The sequence below is a fragment of the Candidatus Mycobacterium methanotrophicum genome (assembly GCF_023515995.1).
Lineage (GTDB): Bacteria > Actinomycetota > Actinomycetes > Mycobacteriales > Mycobacteriaceae > Mycobacterium > Mycobacterium methanotrophicum.
In genome coordinates this window covers 150,793-171,954 of the sequence record NZ_CP097320.1, presented here as the reverse complement: position 1 = coordinate 171,954, position 21,162 = coordinate 150,793, and the positions used below count along the sequence as shown (strand labels likewise).

The following is a 21,162-nucleotide window of genomic DNA, read 5'->3' as shown; positions in this document are numbered from 1 at the left end:
TCAGCTTGTGATCGGATGGTCGAAGCCATTATCCCGCGACCAGTTCCGAGCCACCTGGTCGGGGTCCATGCCGGAGTTGCCCGACACCGAGGCGTTGAGCTCGGCCAAGCCGCGGCTCGTCATTTTGGCTGACACCGCGTCCAGCACGTTTTTGAGCCGATCGGATTTCTTCTGCGAATTCACCAGCGGGACAATGTTACCGGCCAGGAAATTGCATTTCGGATCGTCGAGCACGACCAGATGGTTCTGCATGATCGCCGGCGAGGTGCTGAAGATGTCGGCGGCGTTGACCGTAGCGTCAACGAGTGCGCGAACGGTGACCGCGCCGCCGCCGTCGCTGATCGCGACGAAGTTACCGGGCGCGATGTCGAGTCCGTATCTCTGCCGCAGCCCGACCAGACCCGACGAGCGAGCTTGAAAGTCCGACGGCGCCGCGAACTTCACCTCTGGTGAATGCGCCGCCAGATCAGCGATTGTCTTGAGGTTCCACTTGGCCGCGGTGTCGGCGGTGACGGTGACCGTGTCGGTGTCCGCCGCTGGCGAGGGCGTCAAAATCGACAAGTCGCCGGGCAGCCGTTTGTAAAGTTCCAACTCGACGGCGTCCAGCGCGGTCACTGTCGCATTCCGCTCGAAGTACAGCAGCAGGTTGCCGATGTACTCGGGCACCAAGTCGATCGAACGGTCTTTCAGCGCAGGGACATAGGTTTCACGGCTGCCGATCCCCAACCGCCGCCCGACGTTGAAACCGTTGGTCTGCAACGCTTGTGCATAGATCTCGGCGACTATCTCGGATTCCGGAAAGCCAGCGGATCCGACCACGATCGAGTTCAAATTTCCTGACGCCCCGCCGAGCGGATTCGAGCTGCCGCACCCTGCGAGAACAACACCTAAGACCGCAAGCCACGCAACCGCGCAGTACCCACGCCGTCGCAGCATGCCCATAGCAATCGACATTATCTTTCCCCCGCGGCATCGGTTGGCCCCGCGGCGAGTTTCCGGCGCGGTTTCGTTTCATTGCGTGCGACAAAGGGCAAGATAGAAAACCATGAGCAGCGATTCGCCTGTATCGCCCGATCAACCCGTACCCGCACCGGCCCAAGACAGGGCGTCGCCGCCGGAATCGGCGGTGAAGTTCACCCGGACGGCCAGCGTATGGACGTCGCTGACCGCCGGCTTTTTGATCCTGATCGTGCTGTTGATCTTCATCGCCCAGAACACCGCGTCGGCGCAGTTCGCCTTCCTCGGCTGGCGTTGGAGCCTGCCGCTTGGGGTGGCGATTCTGCTGGCAGCCGTGTGCGGCGGGCTGATCACCGTGCTGGCCGGGACGGCACGGATTTACCAGTTGCGGCGGGCAGCCAAGAAGAATCTCGCGGTCGGCCGCTGAGCACGGGCGCCTTTCTCGGCGAGCGTGCACAGAATGCCGTTCGCATCGGCGTGTCGGTGGACAAACACGCACGCTCGCGAGCGGGAGCTGCCCCCAGCTCGCGCAGGTGCGGCAGATATCTTCAGTTCTGCAGCTCCGTCAGGCCACGAGCGATCAGCGGCGCGACGGTTTCCCCGACCCGATAGGATGCGTCGACGTCGTCGGCGCCGCCCGACATGCGCCTGCGGAAATCGATGCCCGCGGCGATGATGGCCAACTTGAAGTAGGCCAACGCCATATAGAAGTTCCAGTGCACCAACGGCTGTCCGGAAATCACCGAGTACCGGTGTGCGAGCTCGTCGGCGACCGGCAATTGCGGCGACGTCCAGGCGGCGTGCGCGCCCAAGATCAGGTCCAGCGACGGATCGCGGTAGACGCACATCAGCGCCGCGTCGCTGAGCGGGTCGCCGAGTGTGGAGAGCTCCCAGTCCACGACGGCCCGCACCTGCCGGGGATCCTCGGCGTCCAGGATGGTGTTGTCGATGCGGTAGTCGCCGTGCACGATCGATGTGCGGCTCTGCGGTGGAACCGCCTCTTGCAGCGCGGAGTACAGCCGCTGCACGTCGGGGTCGCGGTCGTCATCGGAGCGGCGCACGAGTTGCCATTGCGAACCCCAGCGGCGGACCTGGCGTTCCAGATACCCGCTCGGTTTGCCGAAGTCGGCGAGCCCGACGGCAGCCGGCTCGACGGCATGCAGGTCGGCCAGCACTCGGATCAGCGCGTCGACGCAGCCTTCGATGACCTGTTCATCGCCCATGGCCTCGAGTTCGGCGCGGCTGCGGACCACCTGCCCGGCAACGTATTCGACCATCTGGAACGGCGCCCCGAGCACCGAGTCGTCGTCGCACAGTGCCACCGCCCGAGCCACCGGTACCGCGGTCTCGGCCAGCGCCGCGACGACTTTGTACTCGCGCGCCATGTCGTGCGCCGACGGCGTCAACCCGTGTAGCGGCGGGCGTCGCAGCACCCACTTCGACGAGTCGTCGGTGACCAGGAACGTCAGGTTTGAGCGACCGCCGGAGATCAGCTGCGCGCGCAGCTTCCCCTCACGGCCGATGCCGGCCGAGCGCAGGTAGCCATCCAGCGCTCCCAGGTCAAGCCCGTCAGGCGAGGACGTCACCGGACCTGTTTATCACCCCGGGCACGCTGGTTGCGCGGTAGCAGGTCCCACACGTGCTCGGTGCCGTTGACGCTCGCCACGCTCGCTCGACCGGACCGGGAGAACAGCAGCCGGGTCACCGAGGCGTAGTCGATCGGAAACGCCCCGCCGCCATCCGGGCCCACTCTTGCGGGTTCTCGTCGCGGATGTGCCCGATCGGGATGTAGCGCGCCAGGTCGCGGTCGTATTCGGCGAAGCGATCGTCGGTCTCGACTGCCAGACCGCGCGCGGCGGCCACCGGTTCTGCGGTCTGCACCGCCCTTGTCATCTGAGCGGAGAATACTATTCTGCGTGCAGAGATTGGAGCGTGCAGATTGTGGGTGCAGGCGCGCTGGGCCGCTGGCTGGATGCGAACGGGGCCCGCTTGATTCGACGAGGTTGCCGTCATGGTCGTGCTACTCCCGAAAACCACAGCCCTGGACGCGATCTCACGGCGAAGTCCGTCGTCACGGCGTGAGGATGTGAACGCTGAAGCAAATTTTTAGCGGACCCGATGCCCGTCGTTCGGCCAGGCTGCGCACTGCCAAAACGGCCTATGAAGTTCCTGTGGACCGCCACGACGGCGAAAGGGCCCGAGTGAAGCGTTCAGTTACGGTCGCTGCAGCAGCGACGGCGATTGTGGCCGTAGGTTTATCCGGATGTTCGAGTTCGAGCAACAAATCATCGACCAGCGGTAGCGGCTCGTCGCCGAGTCAAACCAGCGCCGCGGCGGCCGGTTCGAGCGGCTCATCCGCGGCGAAAGTCAGCATCGACGGCAAAGACCAGAACGTCCAGGGCAGCGTCGCCTGCACCGCGGCGGCCGGCAATGTCAACATCACCATCGGTCGGGTGTCCACCGGCATTGGCGCCGTACTTACTGATGCCAGCCCGCCCGCGGTTGAGTCGGTCGGAGTCGGCACCGTCAATGGGGTCACGCTGGGCTACACGCCGGGCACTGGTCAAGGTAACGCCAGCGCGACCAAGGACGGCAGTAAGTACAAGATCTCCGGGACAGCGACCGGGGTGGATATGTCTGACTCGATGCAGCCGGTGAACAAGTCCTTCGAGATGGATGTCACCTGTCCCGAGGGCCATTCGATAACACACAGATGACGGCGACGCCCCCCTGGCGTCGCAGTCGTTGCGTTAATCCGCAGCCAGCGGCAATCGCACCGTGAAGTCGGTGTGGCCCGGCGCGCTGTCCAACGTGAGCGCGCCGTGATGGGCTTTGACCACCGCCGTGACGATCGCCAACCCCAGGCCGGCGCCGCCGCCCTTACGGGATCGGGACGTGTCACCGCGGGCGAACCGCTCGAAGACCTCCGACTGCAACTGCTCCGGGATTCCCGGCCCGTCGTCGATCACGCTCAGCACGGCATGTGTCGCGTCGGAGGCCAATCGGGTGGTCACCACGGTCCCCGCGCCGGTGTGGACGCGGGCGTTGGCCAGCAGGTTGGCCACTACCTGATGCAGCCGGGCGGCATCACCGCAGACCATCACCGGCTCCTTGGGTAAGTCCAGCTCCCACTGGTGATCCGGCCCGGCGACGTGCGCGTCACTGACCGCGTCGACGGCCACCCGGGACAGATCCACCGATTCGCGTTCCAGCGGTCGCCCGGAGTCCAAGCGGGCAAGCAGCAGCAGGTCCTCGACGAGGTGGGTCATCCGCTCGGTTTCGGATTCCACGCGTTTCATCGCATGCGCCACCGCGTCGCTGTCCTCGCGCATCCGCTGCGCCAACTCGGTGTAACCGCGGATCGCCGCCAGCGGCGTGCGTAGTTCGTGGCTGGCGTCGGCGACGAATTGGCGCACCCGCGTCTCGCTGGCCTGCCGCGTCGACAATGCGGCCGCGATGTGGTCGAGCATCCGGTTCACCGCCGAACCCAGCTGCCCTACCTCGGTGCGCGGGTTGGCGTCGTCGGCGAGCACCCGCACCGGCAGCGCAACTTCGCCGCGGTCCAACGGCAAATCGACGACCTCCCCGGCGGTCTGCGCGACGCGGCGCAGCGGCGCCAGCGCTCGCCGGATGATCACGATGCCCGCCGCCGTGGCGGCCGCCACGGCGATCACGATGACCACCGCGAAGACCAGCAGGACCCGGATCATCGTGGCGTCGACGGTGGACAGCGACAGGCCGGTGATGACGATGTCGCCGCTGCGGCGGACCGGCGCGGCAATGACGCGATACCGCCCCAGCCCTTTGATATCTCGGGTGACCGGCGTGCGGTTGACTGGGACCGCGGCCAGCTGGGCCTTGGCGTCGTCGGTCAACGCGGCCCGGGCGCCTGCGGTGGTCAGGTATCCGGCCTCGATCGACCCGCCGTTGCCGATCGCGGCCGCGAGCATGCCCACCGGCTGGCCCGGAGCATCCAGGAAGACCGGCCCCGGGCCCGGTCGCGGGAATGGCCGTAGGTGATGCCGCCACGGCGCAGAGGGCGGCTCACCGAATATCCGCACCGAGCGCTGCGAGGCGTCAAGCAGCTGAGTGTCGAGCTGGCCCACCAGATATCGGTACAACGCCAACTCGGTCACCCCACCGATCCCAACGCACACGATGGCGAGCACCACGACTTGCCCGATCAACAACCGTAGCCGCAGCGACCACGTCCGTCCCATGGCTAGCGGGCGGGCTTGAGCACGTAACCTGCGCCACGAAGCGTGTGGATCATGGGCTCGCGCCCGTTGTCGATTTTCTTGCGCAGATACGAGATGTACAGCTCGACGATGTTCGACCGGCCGCCGAAGTCGTAACTCCATACCCGGTCCAAGATCTGCGCCTTGCTCAGTACCCGCCTGGAATTGCGCATCATGAAGCGCAGCAACTCGAACTCGGTGGACGTCAATGAGATTGGGTCACCGGCACGGGTCACTTCGTGGCTGTCCTCGTTGAGCACCAGGTCACCGACGACGAGCTGGGCACCGCTATCCTCGGTTGTCACCCCGGTGCGCCGCAGCAACGCGCGCAACCGTAACACCACCTCTTCGAGGCTGAACGGTTTGGTGACGTAGTCGTCGCCGCCGGCGGTGAGGCCGGCGATGCGGTCTTCCACCGCATCCTTTGCCGTCAACAGCAGCACGGGCAGCTGTGGATTTCCTGCCCGCAGCTTCCTCAAGACGTCGAGCCCGCTCATGTCGGGCAACATTACGTCCAGGACGACCACGTCGGGCCGCTGTGTCCGGGCCGATTCCAACGCCGAGGCTCCGTCGCCGGCGGTAGCAATGTTCCAGCCTTCGTAGCGCAGCGCCATCGACACCATCTCGGCGAGCACGGCTTCGTCGTCGACCACCAGCACGTTGATCGGATTCCCGTCCGCGCGGCGCATAACGACGCGTTCGACCGGCGCGTGCGGTTGGCTCACAGCTTCAAAGTATGCCCGGCGCGATGAGGCGCTGCTGTGCCGATCCTATGTGCCGGCCGTGAGCAGCCCAGGCTGGTGCGTTGGACGTCAGAACCAGTATCGTCGGCCGGCCACCGGCCGGCCACGGCGCCAAGGATCCACAGGACCGCACCGACGACCACCAGAATCCACCCGACGGTGATCAGGACCGGCAGTGGCAGCACATAACCGACGACGAGCAAGACGATTCCGAGGATGACCATGACGACTCCCTTTTAGTTGTTTCGGTAGGGGTTTTCCGCTGACCGCGTCAGTACCAATAGCGACGGCCGGCGACCGGCCGGCCCACTCTGCCCAGTAGCCAGAACACTGCACCGATAACCAGCAAAATGACACCGAGCGTGAATAACCAATGAACAGTTTTTAATACCAACGCCAAGATGATCAAAATGACGCCGAGCGCAATCATTACGCCTCCATTCCGAGCAGGCGTTCGAGGTCGACCGCGGGCATCGAACTGGGCTGGGGCAAATCGCAGTGCACTCGCGGGTTGACGCCGGCGTAATTCAGCGGCCCGGCAATCACCGTCAGCGCAATGGTTCCCGCTGTCGCGCAACTGGTGTCGCCCGATTGGAAGTAGTCGCGCTGCCAGGCCGCCAAGACCCCGATCAGCAGCCAGACCAGCACAATCGCGCTTACCGCGCCACCATATCGCACCGTGACCTCCGTCGGTTCACACGATTCTGTGCGAGTTACATACCCCAGCCGGTCGAATTCCAAACGTGACCAATAACCGCCGCTAAACCTGCGCGACAGCTATCTCACGTTCGCGAATGGGCCAAGATAGTTGCATGGCGCTGTTGCACCTGATCGCAACCGTTTGCAGCCGCATCCAATCGGGATGCCCACTCGCCTGCCCGTCCCTGGGGCGGGACGGATCAGGTTGGCCGACGTTGCGCCCTAATCCGGCGGCTCCTGCGGCCTAATCCGGCGGCTCCTGCGGCGCCGGCATGACCCGTTCCGGTTCCTCGGCGGGTGTCAACCGTTCCGGCGGCTCGGCCGGCGTCGCCGGTTCGGGAGTCTGCGGCGCGGGCGGTTCATGCTCTAACCCAGAGTGCGCGTGGTATCTCCTCCGCTGGTCCTGAAAAGGCTGCCTACCCGTCGCTTGGCGGATCGAGACCAGTACTTACTCTGCAGAGCATCCAAATCCGTTGCGCGCCAGGGGCCTCGTTATCGCCGTTGCGCAGATACGAACACGGTTGGCGGCAGGATGTCGTCGGCGGGAACATTGCGGCCATATCGGGCCAGCATCTCGCCCATCGTGATCGCCGACGCGTCCCAACCGCGATCGCGCAGCCATTCCGTCACGTCGGTACGTTCCTCGGGGTACCACAGGTCTTCAAGCTCGGGCACCTCGGTGTCGAGCGCCTGGGCTGCGGCGGCGCGCAAGCGCTGCGATTGTTCACGCTGGCGGGCCAACCGTTCGGGTTCCAGTGCGCTCTCCGCCGGTGCGTTGGTGGCCAGCCAACTACCGGACGGACTCAACGTCAGGATGCGCTCGAACAGCAGGTCCTGGGCCTGGGCAGGCAGATACCGCAGCAGACCCTCCGCCGACCATGCGGTCGGCTGAGATCGGTCAAATCCCGCCTGCCGCAAGGCCGTTGGCCAGTCCTGCCGCAGGTCGACCGCGACGCTCACCAGCCTCGCCGTCGGCTGTGCGCCGCGGCGCCCCAAGGTGGTCGATTTGAAATCCAGGACTCTGGCCTGATCGAGCTCGTAGACAGTGGTTCCGTCGGGCCAAGGCAGCCGCCACGCGCGCGCATCCAAGCCGGCTGCCAGGATCACCACCTGTCGAACACCGGATGCGGCCGCATTGAGGAAGTACTCGTCGAAAAACGCTGTGCGCACGGCCATGAAGTCGATCATCACCTGCAGCTGGGCCAGCAGATCGGCGTCATCCGTCAGCTTGGCCGACTTGTCGGGATCGGCCATCAGAGTCCACATGCCCTCGCCGGCCGCCTCCAGAAATGCCCGCGCGAAAGGATCACGGATGAGCGGGTTCTCGCTGTCGGTTTCGGCGGCGCGTGCCGCGGCAACTCCAAGCGCCGTCGACCCCACACTTTCGGTGATGTCCCAGTAATCGTTATCGGTCCGCGGCATCGTCATTCCTCCCATCGCCAGCGGTTGCGCGGCATTTCACCCTAGGCTACCGACGGTTCGCCGCGATCCACTGTGCCGCACGACGCTTCGATGCGCGTGAGCGCCAGCCATCTTGAATCAGCTCGGCCAGTTCCGTTCTGCTGACCTCGGCTAACCTGCTGGCCCGTATCAGCACCGACGGATAGTCCTCGAATCGAGCGGTGGTGAAAAACGGCGAATCCGGGTCCTGCACCAGCGCCAATTTCTCGCTCTCGGATTCGACCCAGATCATGATCACGTCGTCGAGGCGTTCCCCGGTATCGGGGTCGACGGCATCGGGTTGCGGGGTGCGAAAGAACACGAACGACTTGCCACCCACCTGGTAGATCGCATTGCCCTTCGGTCCTTCGATTCGCCGCGCATACGGCATGGCGGCGGCGATCTCGTGGACGTCGCCCAGCTGGGCGGGCTGGTCTGTCATCAGCGTCGCGACGGGCCGTAAAAATCGGTATCGCCGAACACTTTTGCGGCTGCCCTCGGGTATCTCGCAGTTTGAGTCATGATCGGGGGCCAACCCGCAATCACCCGTGGCGCCATTGCGCGATCTTTGCAGACGGTAGCTTCTGCATCGTGGAGGACCTAGCAGCCCTGAACGCCGTGGCCGAGTGGATGTCGCGGCAAGGCTTGGGCGACGGCCCGCTGGAAGATGTTTGCAAAATCAGCGGCGGGACGCAGAGCATCATGTTGGGGTTCACTCGATCGGGTCGGCCGGATGTAGTGCGACGCGGGCGAGGAGTTGCCTGCGCTGCATGCCGGCGACCCGGCGGTGTGGTTCCAGATGGGGCTGTCGATGGCTGATGCCCTGGCCAAGCTGGGGGCCGTCGACTACCGCGCGGTCGGGCCCGGCGATTTCGGCAAGCCGGAGGGTTTCCTGCAACGCCAGGTGCCACGCTGGCTTTCGGAATTGGAATCGTATCGAGCATTGGAAAACTACCCGGGCCCGACATTCCCGGGGTTGACGATGTTGCCAATTGGCTCGAACAACGCCGGCCGTCGGTGTGGGCGCCGGGCGTCATACACGGCGATTACCACGCCGCCAATGCGACGTTCTCCCGGACCGGTCCGCAGGTCGTCGCAATCGTCGACTGGGAGATGTGCATGATCGGCGACCTACTGCATGCGGCCACGGTGAGTCTGTTCGAGCAGACGTGTGAGCTGATGGAAACCGCTTGATCGAGGCGCGAGTTTCATGCCCGCGGACGAAATCGCTCTCCGGCAATGTCGACGCGCGATGCGGTCGGCATGTTGGAACGTGGGCAAGGCTGACGCCCGCCGGGCGCTGCGCTCGGTCTAGTCCGTAGGCCCGGCACCCATCGCGGTCAACGCGTCGTCCAGCGTCGGATACACGCAGAGGACTTTGTCGAGGCCGGTCAACTCCATCGGTCTGCTCGTCGCCGGATTGTTGGCCACTATCGCGACCTGAACAGATTTGCTGGCCTTTTCCTGAGTGGCCACCAGGATGCGCAGGCCGATCGATGCCATGAAGCTCACTTCGGACAGCTCGATAACCAGAACCGGCGGATCGTCGTCAAGCGCTCCGGCAATCGCCGCTTCAAACGCCGGCGCGGTGCTCAAATCGATTTCACCGCCGATGCTGACCACGGCCACCCCTTCGCGGTGAACGAGGGAACTGGTGATCGGATCCGCAGCTGGCAACGGCCATCCTTAATCGACAGTCCGATTGCGCCTGGCGGATCTGGTGCCGACCCGGTGCCGCCGCCGCAAACTGGCAGAAATACTACTTCAACTCCTCGTCCGGCGAGGCTCGGCTAATCTTGGCACGGGAATTCTGCGCACCTGCGGCACGCCGGGAGGTCTGATGTCGGACCAGACGATTGATTTGTCGGGAACGAGCGTCGTCAATCCGACGCCGTCGATCTCGGGTGAGGGTTTGCTGCTCCCACAGCTAGTGCAGCACTTACGCCACAACCGAACTGCCTTGCGCGAGGAATGGGCCCGCCGAATCACCGAAGCCGAATTGCTCACCGCGATGTCGCCGGAGGAGATCTTCTCCGAGGCAACCACGGTGTACGACAGCTACGTCGAGGTGCTCGAGACCGGTAGCGTCGAGGCGCTGCAGGATTACGCACGAGACTTGTCCGAGCGCATCATTCCGCGTGGCGTCGAGACCAACGAGGTCGTCGGCATCGTGTTGCTGCTCCGCGACGTGTTAGCGCGTTCGCTGTTCGAGAAGTACCAGACGGACTTCGACTTACTCAACCGAGTGCTCGACGCTTATGAGCCGGCCGCCAACCGGATCGCCAACACCGTCGCCGTCGGCTTCGTGCAGGAACGCGAGCGCATCATCCGGCAGCAGCAAGAGGCCATCCGCGAGCTGTCCACGCCGGTGCTGCAGGTGCGCGAGCAGTTGCTGATCTTGCCGATCATCGGCGTCCTCGATAATCAGCGGGCCCGGCAGCTCACCGAGCAACTGTTGCGAGCTATTCGCGCCAACCGGGCCAAGGTCGTCGTCATCGACATCACCGGTGTGCCCACCATCGACTCCACGGTGGCCAACCACCTGGTGCAGACCGTCGACGCGTCTGGCCTGATGGGCGCCAGCGTCATCATCACCGGCCTGTCGTCGGAGATCGCGCTCACCCTGGTGACGATCGGCCTGGATCTTTCCAAGATGAACGCCGTCGGCGACCTGCAGGGCGGAATCGAGGAAGCCGAACGTCTGCTGGGCTACGAGGTCACCCGCACCGGCGAGACGGTCGGATAACCGGTACTTCGCCGAGAACTGACCCGAGCGCGCCATGCCGGTACCGATCCTGAAGCAGGGCCCGATCCTCATTGCCACCGTGCAGGCGGCGTTGACCGACTCCGACACCGAGCGGCTGCGCTATGACCTCATGGAGCGGGTCAGCCGCTTTCGCGCACAGGGCATCATCGTCGACGTCACCGCTATCGACGTGATGGACTCATTCGCCGCCCGGTCGCTGCGCACGATTGCGCATATGACCCGGCTACGCGGCGCGGACACCGTGATCGTGGGACTGCAGCCTGAGGTGGCATTCGCGATGGTCCAACTGGGGCTGATGTTCGACGATATGTATACGGCGCTGGATCTCGAAGAGGGGCTGGCGCTGCTGAATAGACAACTGGGACTGGGTAAATCGATCGGAGTCGACGGTGGCGGATGATGTCATTGTCGATGTCGGCAACCCGGACGACATCGTCGCGGCACGTCAAGCGGGCCATCAGTTGGCCCGCAAGCTCGGTTTCTCGCTGACCGATGTCACGATGATCGCCACGGCGATCTCGGAAGTCGCCCGCAATATCACCAGCTATGCTGGCTACGGATCGATTCGGGTTGGGGTGCAAGATCGCGAGGGCAAGCAGGCGCTGGTAGTGCGTGCCGAGGACGACGGTCCGGGCATCGCCAACGTCGAACGCGCCATGGAGGACGGCTTTTCGACCGGGCGCGGCCTAGGCCTCGGCCTACCCGGGGCGCGTCGGTTGATGGACCGCTTGACCATAGAATCCGCCCCGGGCCAGGGGACGGTTATCGAGATGTGGAAGTGGATTCCGCACAATGGCTGAGCACGGTTGGTTGGGTCCGATCGAATGGGCGGCCAAGGCGCGGGCGCGGCCGGGTGAAAACATATGCGGCGACCGATTGATCGCGGTCGACGTGAACCAAGCCGGCGCGCTCCTCGGTGTGCTGGACGGTCTCGGCCACGGCGCGGACGCCGCCGAGGCGTCGCAGCGCGGCGTGGAGGTGCTCCGGGCTGCTCGTGCCGAGCCGCTCGACGTCCTGGTAAAGCGCTGTCACCATGCCCTCTCGGGCACCAGGGGTGTAGCGATGACGTTGGCGCACCTCGATTTTCAGGCCGGTACGCTCAGTTGGATCGGCGTCGGCAATGTCACAGCCGACCTCGTCGCCAAACACCCTGCCGGCGTCGAGGTGCGGTCTTCCGCGCGCCTTATCGGCGGCATCGTCGGCTACCGCATACCCGAAACGCTGACACCACAGCACGTCTCGGTCCGGCCCGGCGATCTGTTGGTGATCGCCAGCGACGGCATCGTCGACGGCCATCTGGACGACATCGATTTCGCCGCATCGCCTTTGGCGATCGTCGATCATATTCTGCACAACTACGCCAAAGAAAACGATGACGCGCTGGTGCTCGCTGCACGACACCGAGGCGCTTCAGCAACGGGCGCTTATGACCGCGCCGACGACGATGCAGAGCACAGCGATGAGGAGGAGCGGCGCTTATGACCGCGCCGACGACGATGCAGAGCACAGCGATGAGGAGGAGCGGCGCTTATGACCGCGCCGACGACGATGCAGAGCACAGCGATGAGGAGGAGCGGCGCTTATGACTGAGCCGGGCGACTTCCATGCCAGGTACGCCGCAGCCCTGCGCACCTACCTGCAGGAGCGTGGCGAGGAAGAGCTCGCCTTCGGCCACGAACTCGGACGCCTGGCCTTGCAGATGCGCATCAGCACGCTGGGCATCATCGAGAACCATTTCCAACTGGTCGACGAGCTCGCGCAGGATCCGTACTTCGACCGACCGGCAGCTCTGGCCTTCCTACTGCAGACGCTGGCCCCACTCGACGTCGCGACCCGCGGATTCCTCGACGGGACAAAGCGTTACGAGCAACAGCGGGCCCGAGCCGAAGACCTTGCCGATCGCGACGAGTTCCGCGACGCATTGGTGAATTCGCTGCAGGAGGGATTCTTCGTTGCCAACCACGAAGGAGCCGTCACGGAGGTCAACGACGCTTTCGCCAAGATCACCGGCTACCCGGCCCACGGCGTCCCGTACCGGTGGCCGCATCCGTGGTTGGTGGACAAGAAGGCGGCGCTGTTACAACAATCGCGTCTCAATCAGGAGAACCAAGTCCACTACGAGACGGCGATCCGCCATCGAGACAGTCGCCTGGAGTGGGTGGCGGTCACTATCAACCGGGTGACGACACACGTCGCCGATCACGACGTGTACGTCGGGACGATGCGCGACATCACCGCCGAACGCGCCTTCGCGGCACGGGAAAACGCGGTGCTACGCCTGGCCACCGCGGTTGGCGTCGCCAAAAGCATGGCCGAAGTGCTGGCAATCACCCTCGATGAGTGTCGCAACGCGCTCGATGTACATCGGGTGGTGGCCGCCGTGTGGCCGACGAACGACGGCGGCGACCCGACGATTCAGGTGGCCGGAGAAAGCGCCACGCTGCCGTGGCGCCAACTGGATCCCGCGCTGCGGCAGATATTTCAGCAGGCCCGTCATCAGTTACCACTCACCGTCCAGCCGATCGAATCCCCGGACAACTCGGGCATGGCACACGGAATCGTCGCGGTGCTCACCGGCGGTGGGGATGTCGGATTGTGGCTGGAACTGCGGGCGCCACGCCGGGTGAGCGCCGAGGATCGGCTGCTGGCCACCGTGCTCGCCGGTCATCTGGGGTTGGCAATCCAGCACGTGCGCCAGTTTGAGTCCGCACGCGAAACATCGCTGACGTTGCAGCACGCGATGCTGGCGCCGACCGAGCTTCCGCCGGGCTTCGCGGTTCGCTACGAACCCGCGGTCCCGCCCCTGGAGATCGGCGGCGACTGGTACGACGTATTGCGGGTCGATGATCATCGGATCGGCATCATCGTCGGAGACTGTGTGGGAAGCGGCCTTTCAGCCGCCGCGGTGATGGGTCAGCTTCGCAGCTCCGCGCGGGCGCTGCTGCTCACCGGCGCTGAGCCCGCGAAGCTGCTCGAAGACCTTGACGCCGTAGCCGAGCTGATCCCGGACGCCTTCTGCACCACGGTCTTTCTCGCGATCCTGAACACCGAATCCGCTGAATTCCGTTATAGCTGCGCCGGCCACCTACCGGCTCTGCTGGCTGCACCTCAGTCCGAGCCGGTCCTGCTCTCTGACGCTCGCTCGGTACCGCTGGCCGTGCGCCGCAAGGACCTTCGCCCACAATCGTCGGTGGTTCTCCCGTCGGGCTCGACTTTGATGCTCTACACCGACGGATTGGTTGAGCGGCGCGACGCGACAATCGACGACGGGCTTGCGCGGGTCAGTGCTACTGTGGCCGGCGGGATGCATCTGCCCGTCGACCGCGTCGCGGACGCGGTCCTGCGCGAGCTGGCACCGCCAACCGGATACGACGATGACATCGCGCTCGTCGTCTACCGGCACCCTTACGCCCCGCTGAAGATTGTGAAACCCGCAGCGGCCGAGCAATTAAGTGGCGCCCGACATCAGCTGGCTGCATGGCTGCAAGCCGCCGCGATTCCCGACGGGATGGCCGCCGACATCGTTTTGGCGGTCAACGAGGCGGCCGCTAACAGCGTCGAGCACGCCTACCGCGGCCATAGGCCGGGCAAGGTTGAGATCGAAGGTGAAAACGACGGTGCCCGAGTGCACGTGCGGGTCATCGACAAAGGTTCGTGGAAAGCAGCGCCGGCCGACCCCGGCCTCCGCGGACGCGGACTGGTGCTGATCCGGACGGTCAGCGACTGGCTCGAGATGGACTGCACCCCTTCGGGAACCACGGTGAGCATGAGTTTCAATGTGCCTGAGGCGGCCTCCTGACGTCGTCGCCTACGGCAACACGGTGTGCATCAGCATCACGTCATATGCCGACCACAGCGACAGGTTGAAGTACAGGTCTCGTCCTGACGACCAGGGATGGATCATCGGCGCGTAAATACCGCCCGGCATCGAAAATGACGACACCAGCGGTTGCTCCGGACTCCAGGGTCCTTCCGGCGACGGCGCCGTCCGGGCCACCACATCATTGCTGCCGCCGTTGGTGTAGAGCGCCAGGTATTGCTTGAGATAGTCGTTGTACTGCGCTGACATTTCACCGACCGGCCCCGGAAAAATCGGCGTGGCCGCACTCGGGTCCCGCGCAACCCAGCCCTTTCCTTCGCCGTTCCAGTACTGGTACTTGGTCAGGTCGGGCAGAAAATTCGGCTGAACCCGCGACAGAAACGCCGGACCATTGCGACCGGACGGAGTTCCGATCGAATAGAGATAACCGTCCTGTCCCTTCATGAATGCCCCCATCTGGAAGTTCTCATTGCCGGGGAAGTACCGGCCGCCCGGGACAGTGTCCGCGGCGGCCAGCCGGATGGTGCCGGGGAAGACGCCCCAAGTCTGGCCGTTGTCAACGGATCTCGCGATTCCCGAATAGTTCGTCGACCATTCGCCGTCGCGGCCCCAGTTCCTGATGGACATGAAGTTCATGTACTGCGTTCTGCCCAGGGAGATGGCTGAGGTCGGGATGATTCCCGTCTCGTGCGACGCCTTATGGATGCTGTTGAGGACCTGTTTCGACAGGCCCGGCGCCCAGACCGGTGAACCGGAGTACGGGTTGTGGGGCACCCCGTCCGCGACGTGGATACCCTGGCTCAGATCGTGATCCTGGCTGCGGAACAGCACGTTGTACCGCCATTGCTGGCCGTGCACGCTGCAATAGCCGAAGGTGTCGCCGAACGCCATCAAAACCTGATGAGTGCCGGGATCGCCGTTGTCCCAGGGTATCCCGAGGTCAGTTCCCGAGATACCGAACCTGTCGAGGGTCTTGTTCGGGCTGTTCGGCCCGGTCACGAAGTCGACGAGTGAAGTCGGAGCCCCGGCGATGCCGGCGGCGGCTGGAGGCGGCATCGGCGCTGCGTTCGGAACGGCCTGGTTAGCGTCCGGGGATTGTGGGATGGCCGCGCCCGGCGGTGTGGGCCCCGGTGTCACCGCCGCCTGAAGCTGCGCAGGGTTTTGAGTAAGCGGTTTCAGCAGGGAGCCGAAGGACTGGATCAGCGGGCCCAATTTCGGTAGCGGCGCATGGTCATTGGTACCTCGGGGCCGACGTCCCGTCGGCGGCGCGACCACCGGCGCCGGCGAGGGCATGTCCGGAAGCGCGGCAGGGGCTGGGCCGTTCGCTTCGGGGGCGCTGCACGGTGTGGCGAACGCGGGCGGTGCGACGCCGATCGGAACGACCAGTCCGACTGCAGCCGCCGACGCCACCGATATTGAAACGATTCGCCGCATCGCCGACATATCCCACCTCCCAGGGGCGGGCCGTCGCACTGGCGCCCGCCGTTGGCTTATGTGACGATAGTGGCGAATGTGGTTGATGCGTCTGCTGAGCCTCGATTAGGTATGCATCCGTTACCGTGTCGCAACCCGACCATGTCGCGCAAAGCGCCGTGCAGACACGCGCCCTGGAGTTCACCGGAACCAGTCCCCACGATGCCCAGCCGCTCGGCGTCGAGCGCATCGGTCACCTGGGCCATGTCGGCGCCCCAGTCGGTCACCGCGGCGTAGCGGTGGGAATCGGAGAGCCCGGTGCCCGGGCGCTCCACGATGATGACCCGCAGGCCGAGCTTCTCGGTGGCCCGCCGGCCGAGCATCGGGAATTGGCGGCGCGCGCCCAGGGTGCTGTGGAACCACAGCACCACCGGGCCGGCGGGGTCGCCGAACTCCGCGTAGCCGAGTCGGCGCCCGCCGGCAAGGTGGAATTGGCCTTCGGCGCGGGGCTTTTCGACGCGCGGAACCAGCGGGGGGTGCCGCAGCGCGTTGGTGAGTTTCATCGGATTCCACAGTGCAGGCGAGCAAGCTGCGCGCATCGCCGCGGCAACCAGCAGCTTTTGCGGGTGTTGGCCCGGCGTTTGCGTGTGGTTCAGCTCGGCTTGGTCGCGGTGACCAGGGACCGATGCGGGAACGACGACGTCGCGCCGCTGCCGGATGCTGCATTGAACCTGATGCGGTTGCCGCCGAAGTCGGTAGGCTGTTGTGGTCGCCGTTGCCCGTCGGGCGGTGCATCGGGAGGTTCTTCACATGATCACGCTGTCGTTGAGCCGATTGTCCGCCGCGGCGGGCATGCTGGCAGTCGGCTTGACCGCTCAGACCGGCATAGCGTCCGCCGATCCCGACCTGAGCCCGGCCATCAACACCACGTGCAGTTACGCCCAGGTGGTGTCGGCGCTGAATGCTCAATCGCCGGCCGCGGGCGCACAATTGAACGGGTCGCCGACGGCGCAGGCCGCGTTGCGCGGATTCCTCGACTCGTCGCCGGATCAGCGCCGACAGATCGCCGAGGAGCTGGAAAGCAAGCCCCAATCGCAGCCGTACGTTCAGCAGTTCGCCGGACTTGTCGACCAGGTCGCCAACACCTGCAACAACTACTGATCGGCTGGCGCGGGGCGAAGGCTACGTCGACACGGGTTTCGCCGCGGTGATCAGATGCGTGGACATCCACGGCCCGCCGTACCACATGCGCCATCCGACGCTGCGCCGCTGCACGTGCTGCCAGCCGCGCTCTTGAAGATGTTCGGCGTGTTGGCGGGTTTCCCACAGGTCGGCGATAGCCAAGCGACCGCTGGGCTTTAAGACGCGCATCGCCTCGTTCAGGGCCCGCCGCCGTCCGTCGTGGCCCGGAATATTGTGAATGGCAAGGCTACTGACGATAGCGTCAAAGCTGTTGTCCTCGAACGGTAGTGCGGTCATGTCGGCGGTGTGCAATTCGATGCGGTCGGCGACGTTTTCCAGCTTCGCATTGGTCAGGGTGGCTGAGGGCGAGTTGTCGGTCTGGTCGGCCTGCCAGAGGTCGACGCCGATCGCGTGTCCACGCGGCAGCCGTTTGGCCGCCGCCAGCAACACCGCGCCTCGACCGCAACCCATGCCGAGCAGGGTTTCGTCACCATGCAGTTGCAGGTCGTCGAGGATGCGGTTCCAGACTTCGAACTTGCCGGCTTTGGTGGCATAGATGTAGAGGGCGGCGCTTGCCGCGATGCCGACGGACGCGGCGCCGGTCAGCGCAGCGGTCAAACCCCTGCCACGCGCAAGGCTGATACCGGCCGTTAACGCCAGGCCGGCCGACGCCGCACTGACGCCGATCGCCTGGCCGCGCGCGGACACCGTGTGAAACGACCCGTCGATTCCGTAGTCGCCATTGTGATCGCCGGTCATGCGCTTCACCAGTGTCCGTGATGGACGACTTCGTCGAAGGGTCGCCGGTTCGGTTGGCGGATGGGCTTGAGCGGGCGGTCAGCGGGATAGCCGACGCCGAGCAGATAAGCCACCTCGTAACCGTCGGGGACACCGAGGATCTCACGTGCCTTGTCCTGATCGCCCACCGACGAATGGCCGGTGCCGATGCCCAAGTCGGTGGCCGCGATCATCATCGCCATGGTGGCCTGCCCGACGTCATATTGGTCGGTCACCTTCCGGCGGTCGCTGGGCGGCACCGGCAGGACCAAGGCGATCGCCGCCGCGGCCCCCGCGATATGGCCGGCGCCCTGCCACACCGTTGAGAGTTCCTGCAGCTGAGCCTTATCGGTGACGACGACGAAGTCCCACTGCCTGCGCCCCGCCTATGCTCTCGTTGGCCAGGGCGATGCACGCCAGATTCGCGATGTCTCGGCGGAGTTGCGCAGCGCCACGCTCGGTGCGGATCAGGCGCGCTGCCGTCGCGTCGAAGGTGACGGTGGCATGCTTCGATCCGGGTGTCGAGGTCGTCGACCTGGGCCGGTTGTCGCTCAGTCATCCGCGCCTTTTTCGTCATCGCACTCCTGGTCCGCCGGCTCGTCAAGAATCAGACGATGCGGTAGGTCTGCACCGCGTGTGCGACGACGTTGCCGTCGATGTCGGTGGCGGTGATCTCGGTGAAGGTCAGTTCCTTGCGCCGCCGCACGGTGCGCCCGTGGCACAGCAGGTCCGACTGCTTGGCGGCGTCGGGCTCGTAGCGTTCGAAGACGATGCCGAGGCCGGCCAGAAACGGGGTGGTCGGCATGAGTTCTCGCACCGCTTGGCGGTGCATGTGCTGCTGTTCGTCGGTCAACGGATCGGCCATGACCGGCACACTACCGTACTCGATTGACACGTCAATCGATAATCCGTAGCGTCGCCGAAATGCGAACCAGGGTCGCCGAGATGCTCGGCGTGGAGTTCCCGATCTGCGCGTTCAGTCACTGCCGCGACGTGGTGGCGGCCGTGTCGAAAGCGGGCGGGTTGGGGATCCTTGGCGCGGTGGCGCACAGCCCGGCCCGGCTGGAAGCGGAGCTGACGTGGATCGACGAGCAGACCGGCGGTCTTCCCTACGGGGTGGACCTGCTGTTGCCGCCCAAGTATGTGGGCGCAGAAGACGGCGGGATCGACGCCGAACAAATCCGAGAGCTGCTGCCCGAGCAGCATCGTGCGTTCCTCGACGACCTGCTGGCCCGCTATGGCATTCCGGCGCCGGACGACGAACACCGGCTGCCGGTCGGCGCCGGGCTCAACGTGTCGCCGAAGGGCTACCAGCCGCTGCTTGATGTGGCCTTCGGCCACGACATGAAGCTGATCGCCAGCGCACTGGGGCCGCCGCCGGCCGACCTGGTCGCGCGCGCCCACGCCAACGACGTCGTCGTCGCGGCGCTGGCCGGCACCACGCAGCATGCGGTGCGCCACGCCGCCGCGGGCGTCGACCTGATCGTCGCCCAGGGCACCGAGGCCGGTGGGCACACCGGGGAGGTGGCGACGATGGTGCTGGTCCCCGAGGTGGTGGACGCCGTGTCGCCGACGCCGGTTTTGGCCGCGGGCGGCATCGCCCGCGGCCGGCAGGTCGCCGCGGCGTTGGCGTTGGGCGCCGAGGGCGTGTGGTGCGGGTCGGTGTGGCTGACCACCGAGGAAGCCGAGACGCCGCCGGTGGTCAAGGACAAGTTCTTGGCGGCCACGTCCTCAGACACGGTGCGGTCACGGTCGATGACCGGCAAGCCGGCCCGGATGCTGCGCACCGCCTGGACCGACGAGTGGGACCGGTCCGATACCCCGGAGCCGTTGGGCATGCCGTTGCAAAGCGCGCTGATCGGCGACCCACAGCTGCGTATCCACCAGGCAGCCGGCAATCCGGATTCGCGGGCCCGCGAGCTGGCGACCTACTTTGTCGGGCAGGTGGTCGGCTCGCTGAACAAGGTGCGGCCGGCCCGCTCGGTGGTGCTCGAGATGGTCGACGAGTTCATCGACGCGGTGCAGCGCCTTGACGAGTTGGTGCAGCGATGAGCACCACGACCCGGCGGCGGCGTGCGGTCAGTGACGAGGACAAGTCGGCCCGCCGCGACGAGATCATGGCCGCCGCCAAAAAGGTGTTTGCCGACAAGGGTTTTCACGCCACCAAGATCGCCGATATCGCCAAAGAGTCGGGGCTGGCCTACGGGTCTATCTACTGGTATTTCAATTCCAAGGACGAGCTGTTCCACGCGTTGATGGCCGTCGAGGAGCAGGCCCTGCGCGCTCACGTCACCGCCGCTGTGGGGGCGGGCCCGCAAAGCGACGGCGAGGCGTCGTTTCGCACCGCCGTACAGGCGACATTGGAGTTTTTCGAAGCTGACAAGGCATGCGTCAAGCTGCTGTTCCGCGACGCCTATGCGTTAGGTGACCGGTTCGAAAGGCACCTCGGCGGCATCTACGAGCGGTTCATCGACGACATCGAAACCTTCATCGTCATCGGCCAGGAGCGCGGCGAGGTGGTGGCCGGCCCGCCCCGGATGGTCGCCTATACGCTGGCGGCGCTGATCGGCCAGCTGGCGCACCGGCGACTGTCCACCGACGACGGCGTCACCGCATCACAAGTCGCCGATTTCGTTGTCTCGCTGGTGCTTCACGGGCTGCGACCCCGAGATGTCGGCCCGACTCCTTTTCTGGCCGCTGCCCGGCCCGCACCGTCGTCGGGCGGGCAGAGCTGACGTGCGATTCGTCATCGTCGGCGCCGGGATGGCCGGGGTGCTGGCCGCCATCAAGCTGCGCGAGGCTGGGTTCAGCGATGTCACGGTGTATGAGAAGGCCGACCGGCTCGGCGGAACCTGGCGGGAGAACACCTATCCCGGGATCGCGTGCGACGTGCCGGCCCACCTGTACAGCTACACGGTCGCCCCCAACCCGGAGTGGAGTCACATGTTTGCGCCGGGCGCTGAGATTCTCGCCTACTTCGAGAACGTGGCGCGCGGCCGCGACGCCGACGCCCTGATCCGTTACGGCGCCGAGGTGCGCCGCCTCCAATACGACCGACATCGTTGGCGCATCGAGACGTCGACCGGCGAGAGCGACGAAGCCGACGTCGTCATCGCCGCCACCGGC

The 21,162-nt window shown here is 65.4% G+C and carries 23 protein-coding genes and 5 pseudogenes; 12 read left to right on the top strand and 16 right to left on the bottom strand.

Annotation, left to right across the window (positions count from 1 at the left end; translation table 11 throughout):
- Window positions 1–942 (bottom strand): ABC transporter substrate-binding protein, encoded by a 942-nt coding sequence (locus M5I08_RS00865; protein WP_219069854.1) that lies wholly within the window; start codon window positions 940–942, stop codon window positions 1–3.
- Between the two features lie 103 nt (window positions 943–1,045).
- Between M5I08_RS00865 and M5I08_RS00860 the strand changes: the two genes are divergently transcribed.
- Window positions 1,046–1,384: a LapA family protein gene (locus tag M5I08_RS00860; RefSeq protein ID WP_219069839.1), complete on the top strand. Its 339-nt coding sequence runs from the start codon at window positions 1,046–1,048 to the stop codon at window positions 1,382–1,384.
- Window positions 1,385–1,505: 121 nt separating this feature from the next.
- Here M5I08_RS00860 and M5I08_RS00855 read toward each other — a convergent pair whose 3' ends face one another.
- Complete coding sequence (locus M5I08_RS00855; protein ID WP_219069841.1) at window positions 1,506–2,543, bottom strand: phosphotransferase family protein; 1,038 nt, start codon at window positions 2,541–2,543, stop codon at window positions 1,506–1,508.
- Window positions 2,540–2,970, bottom strand: a pseudogene (locus M5I08_RS00850) (histidine phosphatase family protein). Before M5I08_RS00850 ends, M5I08_RS00855 begins: the two are co-directional and overlap by 4 nt.
- Before the next feature lie 188 nt (window positions 2,971–3,158).
- Between M5I08_RS00850 and M5I08_RS00845 the strand changes: the two are divergent.
- Window positions 3,159–3,674, top strand: coding sequence for a lipoprotein LpqH (locus M5I08_RS00845; RefSeq protein ID WP_219069856.1), 516 nt, complete (start codon window positions 3,159–3,161; stop codon window positions 3,672–3,674).
- Between the two features lie 33 nt (window positions 3,675–3,707).
- On the opposite strand, the gene M5I08_RS00840 is transcribed toward M5I08_RS00845, so the two are convergent.
- The 7 genes from M5I08_RS00840 to M5I08_RS00810 all read right to left on the bottom strand — a co-directional run bounded on the left by M5I08_RS00840 (window position 3,708) and on the right by M5I08_RS00810 (window position 8,519).
- On the bottom strand, window positions 3,708–5,177 hold the full coding sequence (locus tag M5I08_RS00840; protein WP_219069843.1) for a sensor histidine kinase: 1,470 nt from the start codon (window positions 5,175–5,177) through the stop codon (window positions 3,708–3,710).
- Window positions 5,178–5,179: 2 nt separating this feature from the next.
- Window positions 5,180–5,884: a response regulator transcription factor gene (locus M5I08_RS00835; protein WP_219069858.1), complete on the bottom strand. Its 705-nt coding sequence runs from the start codon at window positions 5,882–5,884 to the stop codon at window positions 5,180–5,182.
- 32 nt (window positions 5,885–5,916) lie between these two features.
- Window positions 5,917–6,162 carry a hypothetical protein gene (locus M5I08_RS00830; RefSeq protein ID WP_249763466.1) on the bottom strand — a complete coding sequence of 82 codons (246 nt, stop codon included), beginning with the start codon at window positions 6,160–6,162 and terminating at the stop codon, window positions 5,917–5,919.
- A gap of 47 nt (window positions 6,163–6,209) precedes the next feature.
- The gene (locus M5I08_RS00825) at window positions 6,210–6,368 is read right to left on the bottom strand and encodes a DUF6131 family protein (protein WP_219066488.1); all 159 of its coding nucleotides are present in this window, start codon (window positions 6,366–6,368) and stop codon (window positions 6,210–6,212) included.
- Window positions 6,368–6,616 carry a hypothetical protein gene (locus M5I08_RS00820; protein ID WP_219066489.1) on the bottom strand — a complete coding sequence of 83 codons (249 nt, stop codon included), beginning with the start codon at window positions 6,614–6,616 and terminating at the stop codon, window positions 6,368–6,370. Before M5I08_RS00820 ends, M5I08_RS00825 begins: the two co-directional genes overlap by 1 nt.
- 513 nt (window positions 6,617–7,129) lie before the next feature.
- Window positions 7,130–8,059 carry a class I SAM-dependent methyltransferase gene (locus M5I08_RS00815; protein ID WP_219066490.1) on the bottom strand — a complete coding sequence of 310 codons (930 nt, stop codon included), beginning with the start codon at window positions 8,057–8,059 and terminating at the stop codon, window positions 7,130–7,132.
- A 46-nt stretch (window positions 8,060–8,105) separates the two neighbouring features.
- Window positions 8,106–8,519 carry an MmcQ/YjbR family DNA-binding protein gene (locus tag M5I08_RS00810; RefSeq protein WP_219066491.1) on the bottom strand — a complete coding sequence of 138 codons (414 nt, stop codon included), beginning with the start codon at window positions 8,517–8,519 and terminating at the stop codon, window positions 8,106–8,108.
- Between the two features lie 188 nt (window positions 8,520–8,707).
- Here M5I08_RS00810 and M5I08_RS00805 point away from each other — a divergent pair.
- Window positions 8,708–9,214, top strand: a pseudogene (locus tag M5I08_RS00805) (phosphotransferase family protein); the annotation flags it as partial.
- 174 nt (window positions 9,215–9,388) lie between these two features.
- On the opposite strand, the gene M5I08_RS00800 reads toward M5I08_RS00805, so the two are convergent.
- Window positions 9,389–9,754: an STAS domain-containing protein gene (locus M5I08_RS00800; RefSeq protein WP_219066492.1), complete on the bottom strand. Its 366-nt coding sequence runs from the start codon at window positions 9,752–9,754 to the stop codon at window positions 9,389–9,391.
- A gap of 163 nt (window positions 9,755–9,917) precedes the next feature.
- On the opposite strand from M5I08_RS00800, the gene M5I08_RS00795 reads away from it, so the two are divergent.
- The 5 genes from M5I08_RS00795 (at window position 9,918) to M5I08_RS00775 (ending at window position 14,643) form a co-directional block, all read left to right on the top strand.
- A complete protein-coding gene (locus M5I08_RS00795; protein WP_219066493.1) occupies window positions 9,918–10,823 on the top strand; it encodes an STAS domain-containing protein in 906 nt (301 codons plus the stop codon).
- A 34-nt stretch (window positions 10,824–10,857) separates the two neighbouring features.
- The gene (locus M5I08_RS00790) at window positions 10,858–11,244 is read left to right on the top strand and encodes an STAS domain-containing protein (protein WP_219066494.1); all 387 of its coding nucleotides are present in this window, start codon (window positions 10,858–10,860) and stop codon (window positions 11,242–11,244) included.
- Window positions 11,234–11,644, top strand: a complete 411-nt coding sequence (locus M5I08_RS00785) for an anti-sigma regulatory factor (protein WP_219066495.1) — start codon at window positions 11,234–11,236, stop codon at window positions 11,642–11,644. Before M5I08_RS00790 ends, M5I08_RS00785 begins: the two co-directional genes overlap by 11 nt.
- Entirely contained in the window at window positions 11,637–12,326 is a 690-nt protein-coding gene (locus tag M5I08_RS00780) for a SpoIIE family protein phosphatase (RefSeq protein WP_219066496.1), read from the top strand. The genes M5I08_RS00785 and M5I08_RS00780 overlap by 8 nt, the downstream gene beginning before the upstream one ends.
- A gap of 100 nt (window positions 12,327–12,426) precedes the next feature.
- A complete protein-coding gene (locus tag M5I08_RS00775) occupies window positions 12,427–14,643 on the top strand; it encodes a SpoIIE family protein phosphatase (RefSeq protein WP_219066497.1) in 2,217 nt (738 codons plus the stop codon).
- A gap of 9 nt (window positions 14,644–14,652) precedes the next feature.
- Here the strand turns inward: M5I08_RS00775 and M5I08_RS00770 are convergent, their stop codons facing one another.
- Both M5I08_RS00770 and M5I08_RS00765 read right to left on the bottom strand, forming a co-directional pair.
- Window positions 14,653–16,107, bottom strand: coding sequence for a glycoside hydrolase family 183 protein (locus M5I08_RS00770; protein ID WP_219066498.1), 1,455 nt, complete (start codon window positions 16,105–16,107; stop codon window positions 14,653–14,655).
- Window positions 16,108–16,262: 155 nt separating this feature from the next.
- Window positions 16,263–16,640, bottom strand: a pseudogene (locus M5I08_RS00765) (alpha/beta fold hydrolase); the annotation flags it as partial.
- A gap of 247 nt (window positions 16,641–16,887) precedes the next feature.
- Between M5I08_RS00765 and M5I08_RS00760 the strand changes: the two are divergent.
- On the top strand, window positions 16,888–17,238 hold the full coding sequence (locus tag M5I08_RS00760; RefSeq protein ID WP_219066500.1) for a hemophore-related protein: 351 nt from the start codon (window positions 16,888–16,890) through the stop codon (window positions 17,236–17,238).
- 21 nt (window positions 17,239–17,259) lie between these two features.
- Here M5I08_RS00760 and M5I08_RS00755 read toward each other — a convergent pair whose 3' ends face one another.
- From M5I08_RS00755 to M5I08_RS00745, 3 genes and pseudogenes are all read right to left on the bottom strand, one after another.
- Window positions 17,260–18,018, bottom strand: coding sequence for a class I SAM-dependent methyltransferase (locus M5I08_RS00755; RefSeq protein WP_219066501.1), 759 nt, complete (start codon window positions 18,016–18,018; stop codon window positions 17,260–17,262).
- Window positions 18,019–18,023: 5 nt separating this feature from the next.
- Window positions 18,024–18,416: pseudogene (locus tag M5I08_RS00750) on the bottom strand (nitroreductase family protein); the annotation flags it as partial.
- 227 nt (window positions 18,417–18,643) lie between these two features.
- Window positions 18,644–18,901, bottom strand: a complete 258-nt coding sequence (locus M5I08_RS00745; protein WP_219066502.1) for a hotdog family protein — start codon at window positions 18,899–18,901, stop codon at window positions 18,644–18,646.
- 59 nt (window positions 18,902–18,960) lie between these two features.
- Between M5I08_RS00745 and M5I08_RS00740 the strand changes: the two genes are divergently transcribed.
- The 3 genes and pseudogenes from M5I08_RS00740 to M5I08_RS26435 form a co-directional block, all read left to right on the top strand.
- On the top strand, window positions 18,961–20,088 hold the full coding sequence (locus tag M5I08_RS00740) for an NAD(P)H-dependent flavin oxidoreductase (protein WP_219066503.1): 1,128 nt from the start codon (window positions 18,961–18,963) through the stop codon (window positions 20,086–20,088).
- Window positions 20,085–20,771, top strand: a complete 687-nt coding sequence (locus M5I08_RS00735) for a TetR/AcrR family transcriptional regulator (protein WP_219066504.1) — start codon at window positions 20,085–20,087, stop codon at window positions 20,769–20,771. Before M5I08_RS00740 ends, M5I08_RS00735 begins: the two co-directional genes overlap by 4 nt.
- Window positions 20,707–21,138 (top strand): annotated as a pseudogene (locus M5I08_RS26435) (FAD-dependent oxidoreductase); the annotation flags it as partial. The gene M5I08_RS00735 and the pseudogene M5I08_RS26435, both read left to right, overlap by 65 nt.
- Window positions 21,139–21,162 lie beyond the last annotated feature (24 nt).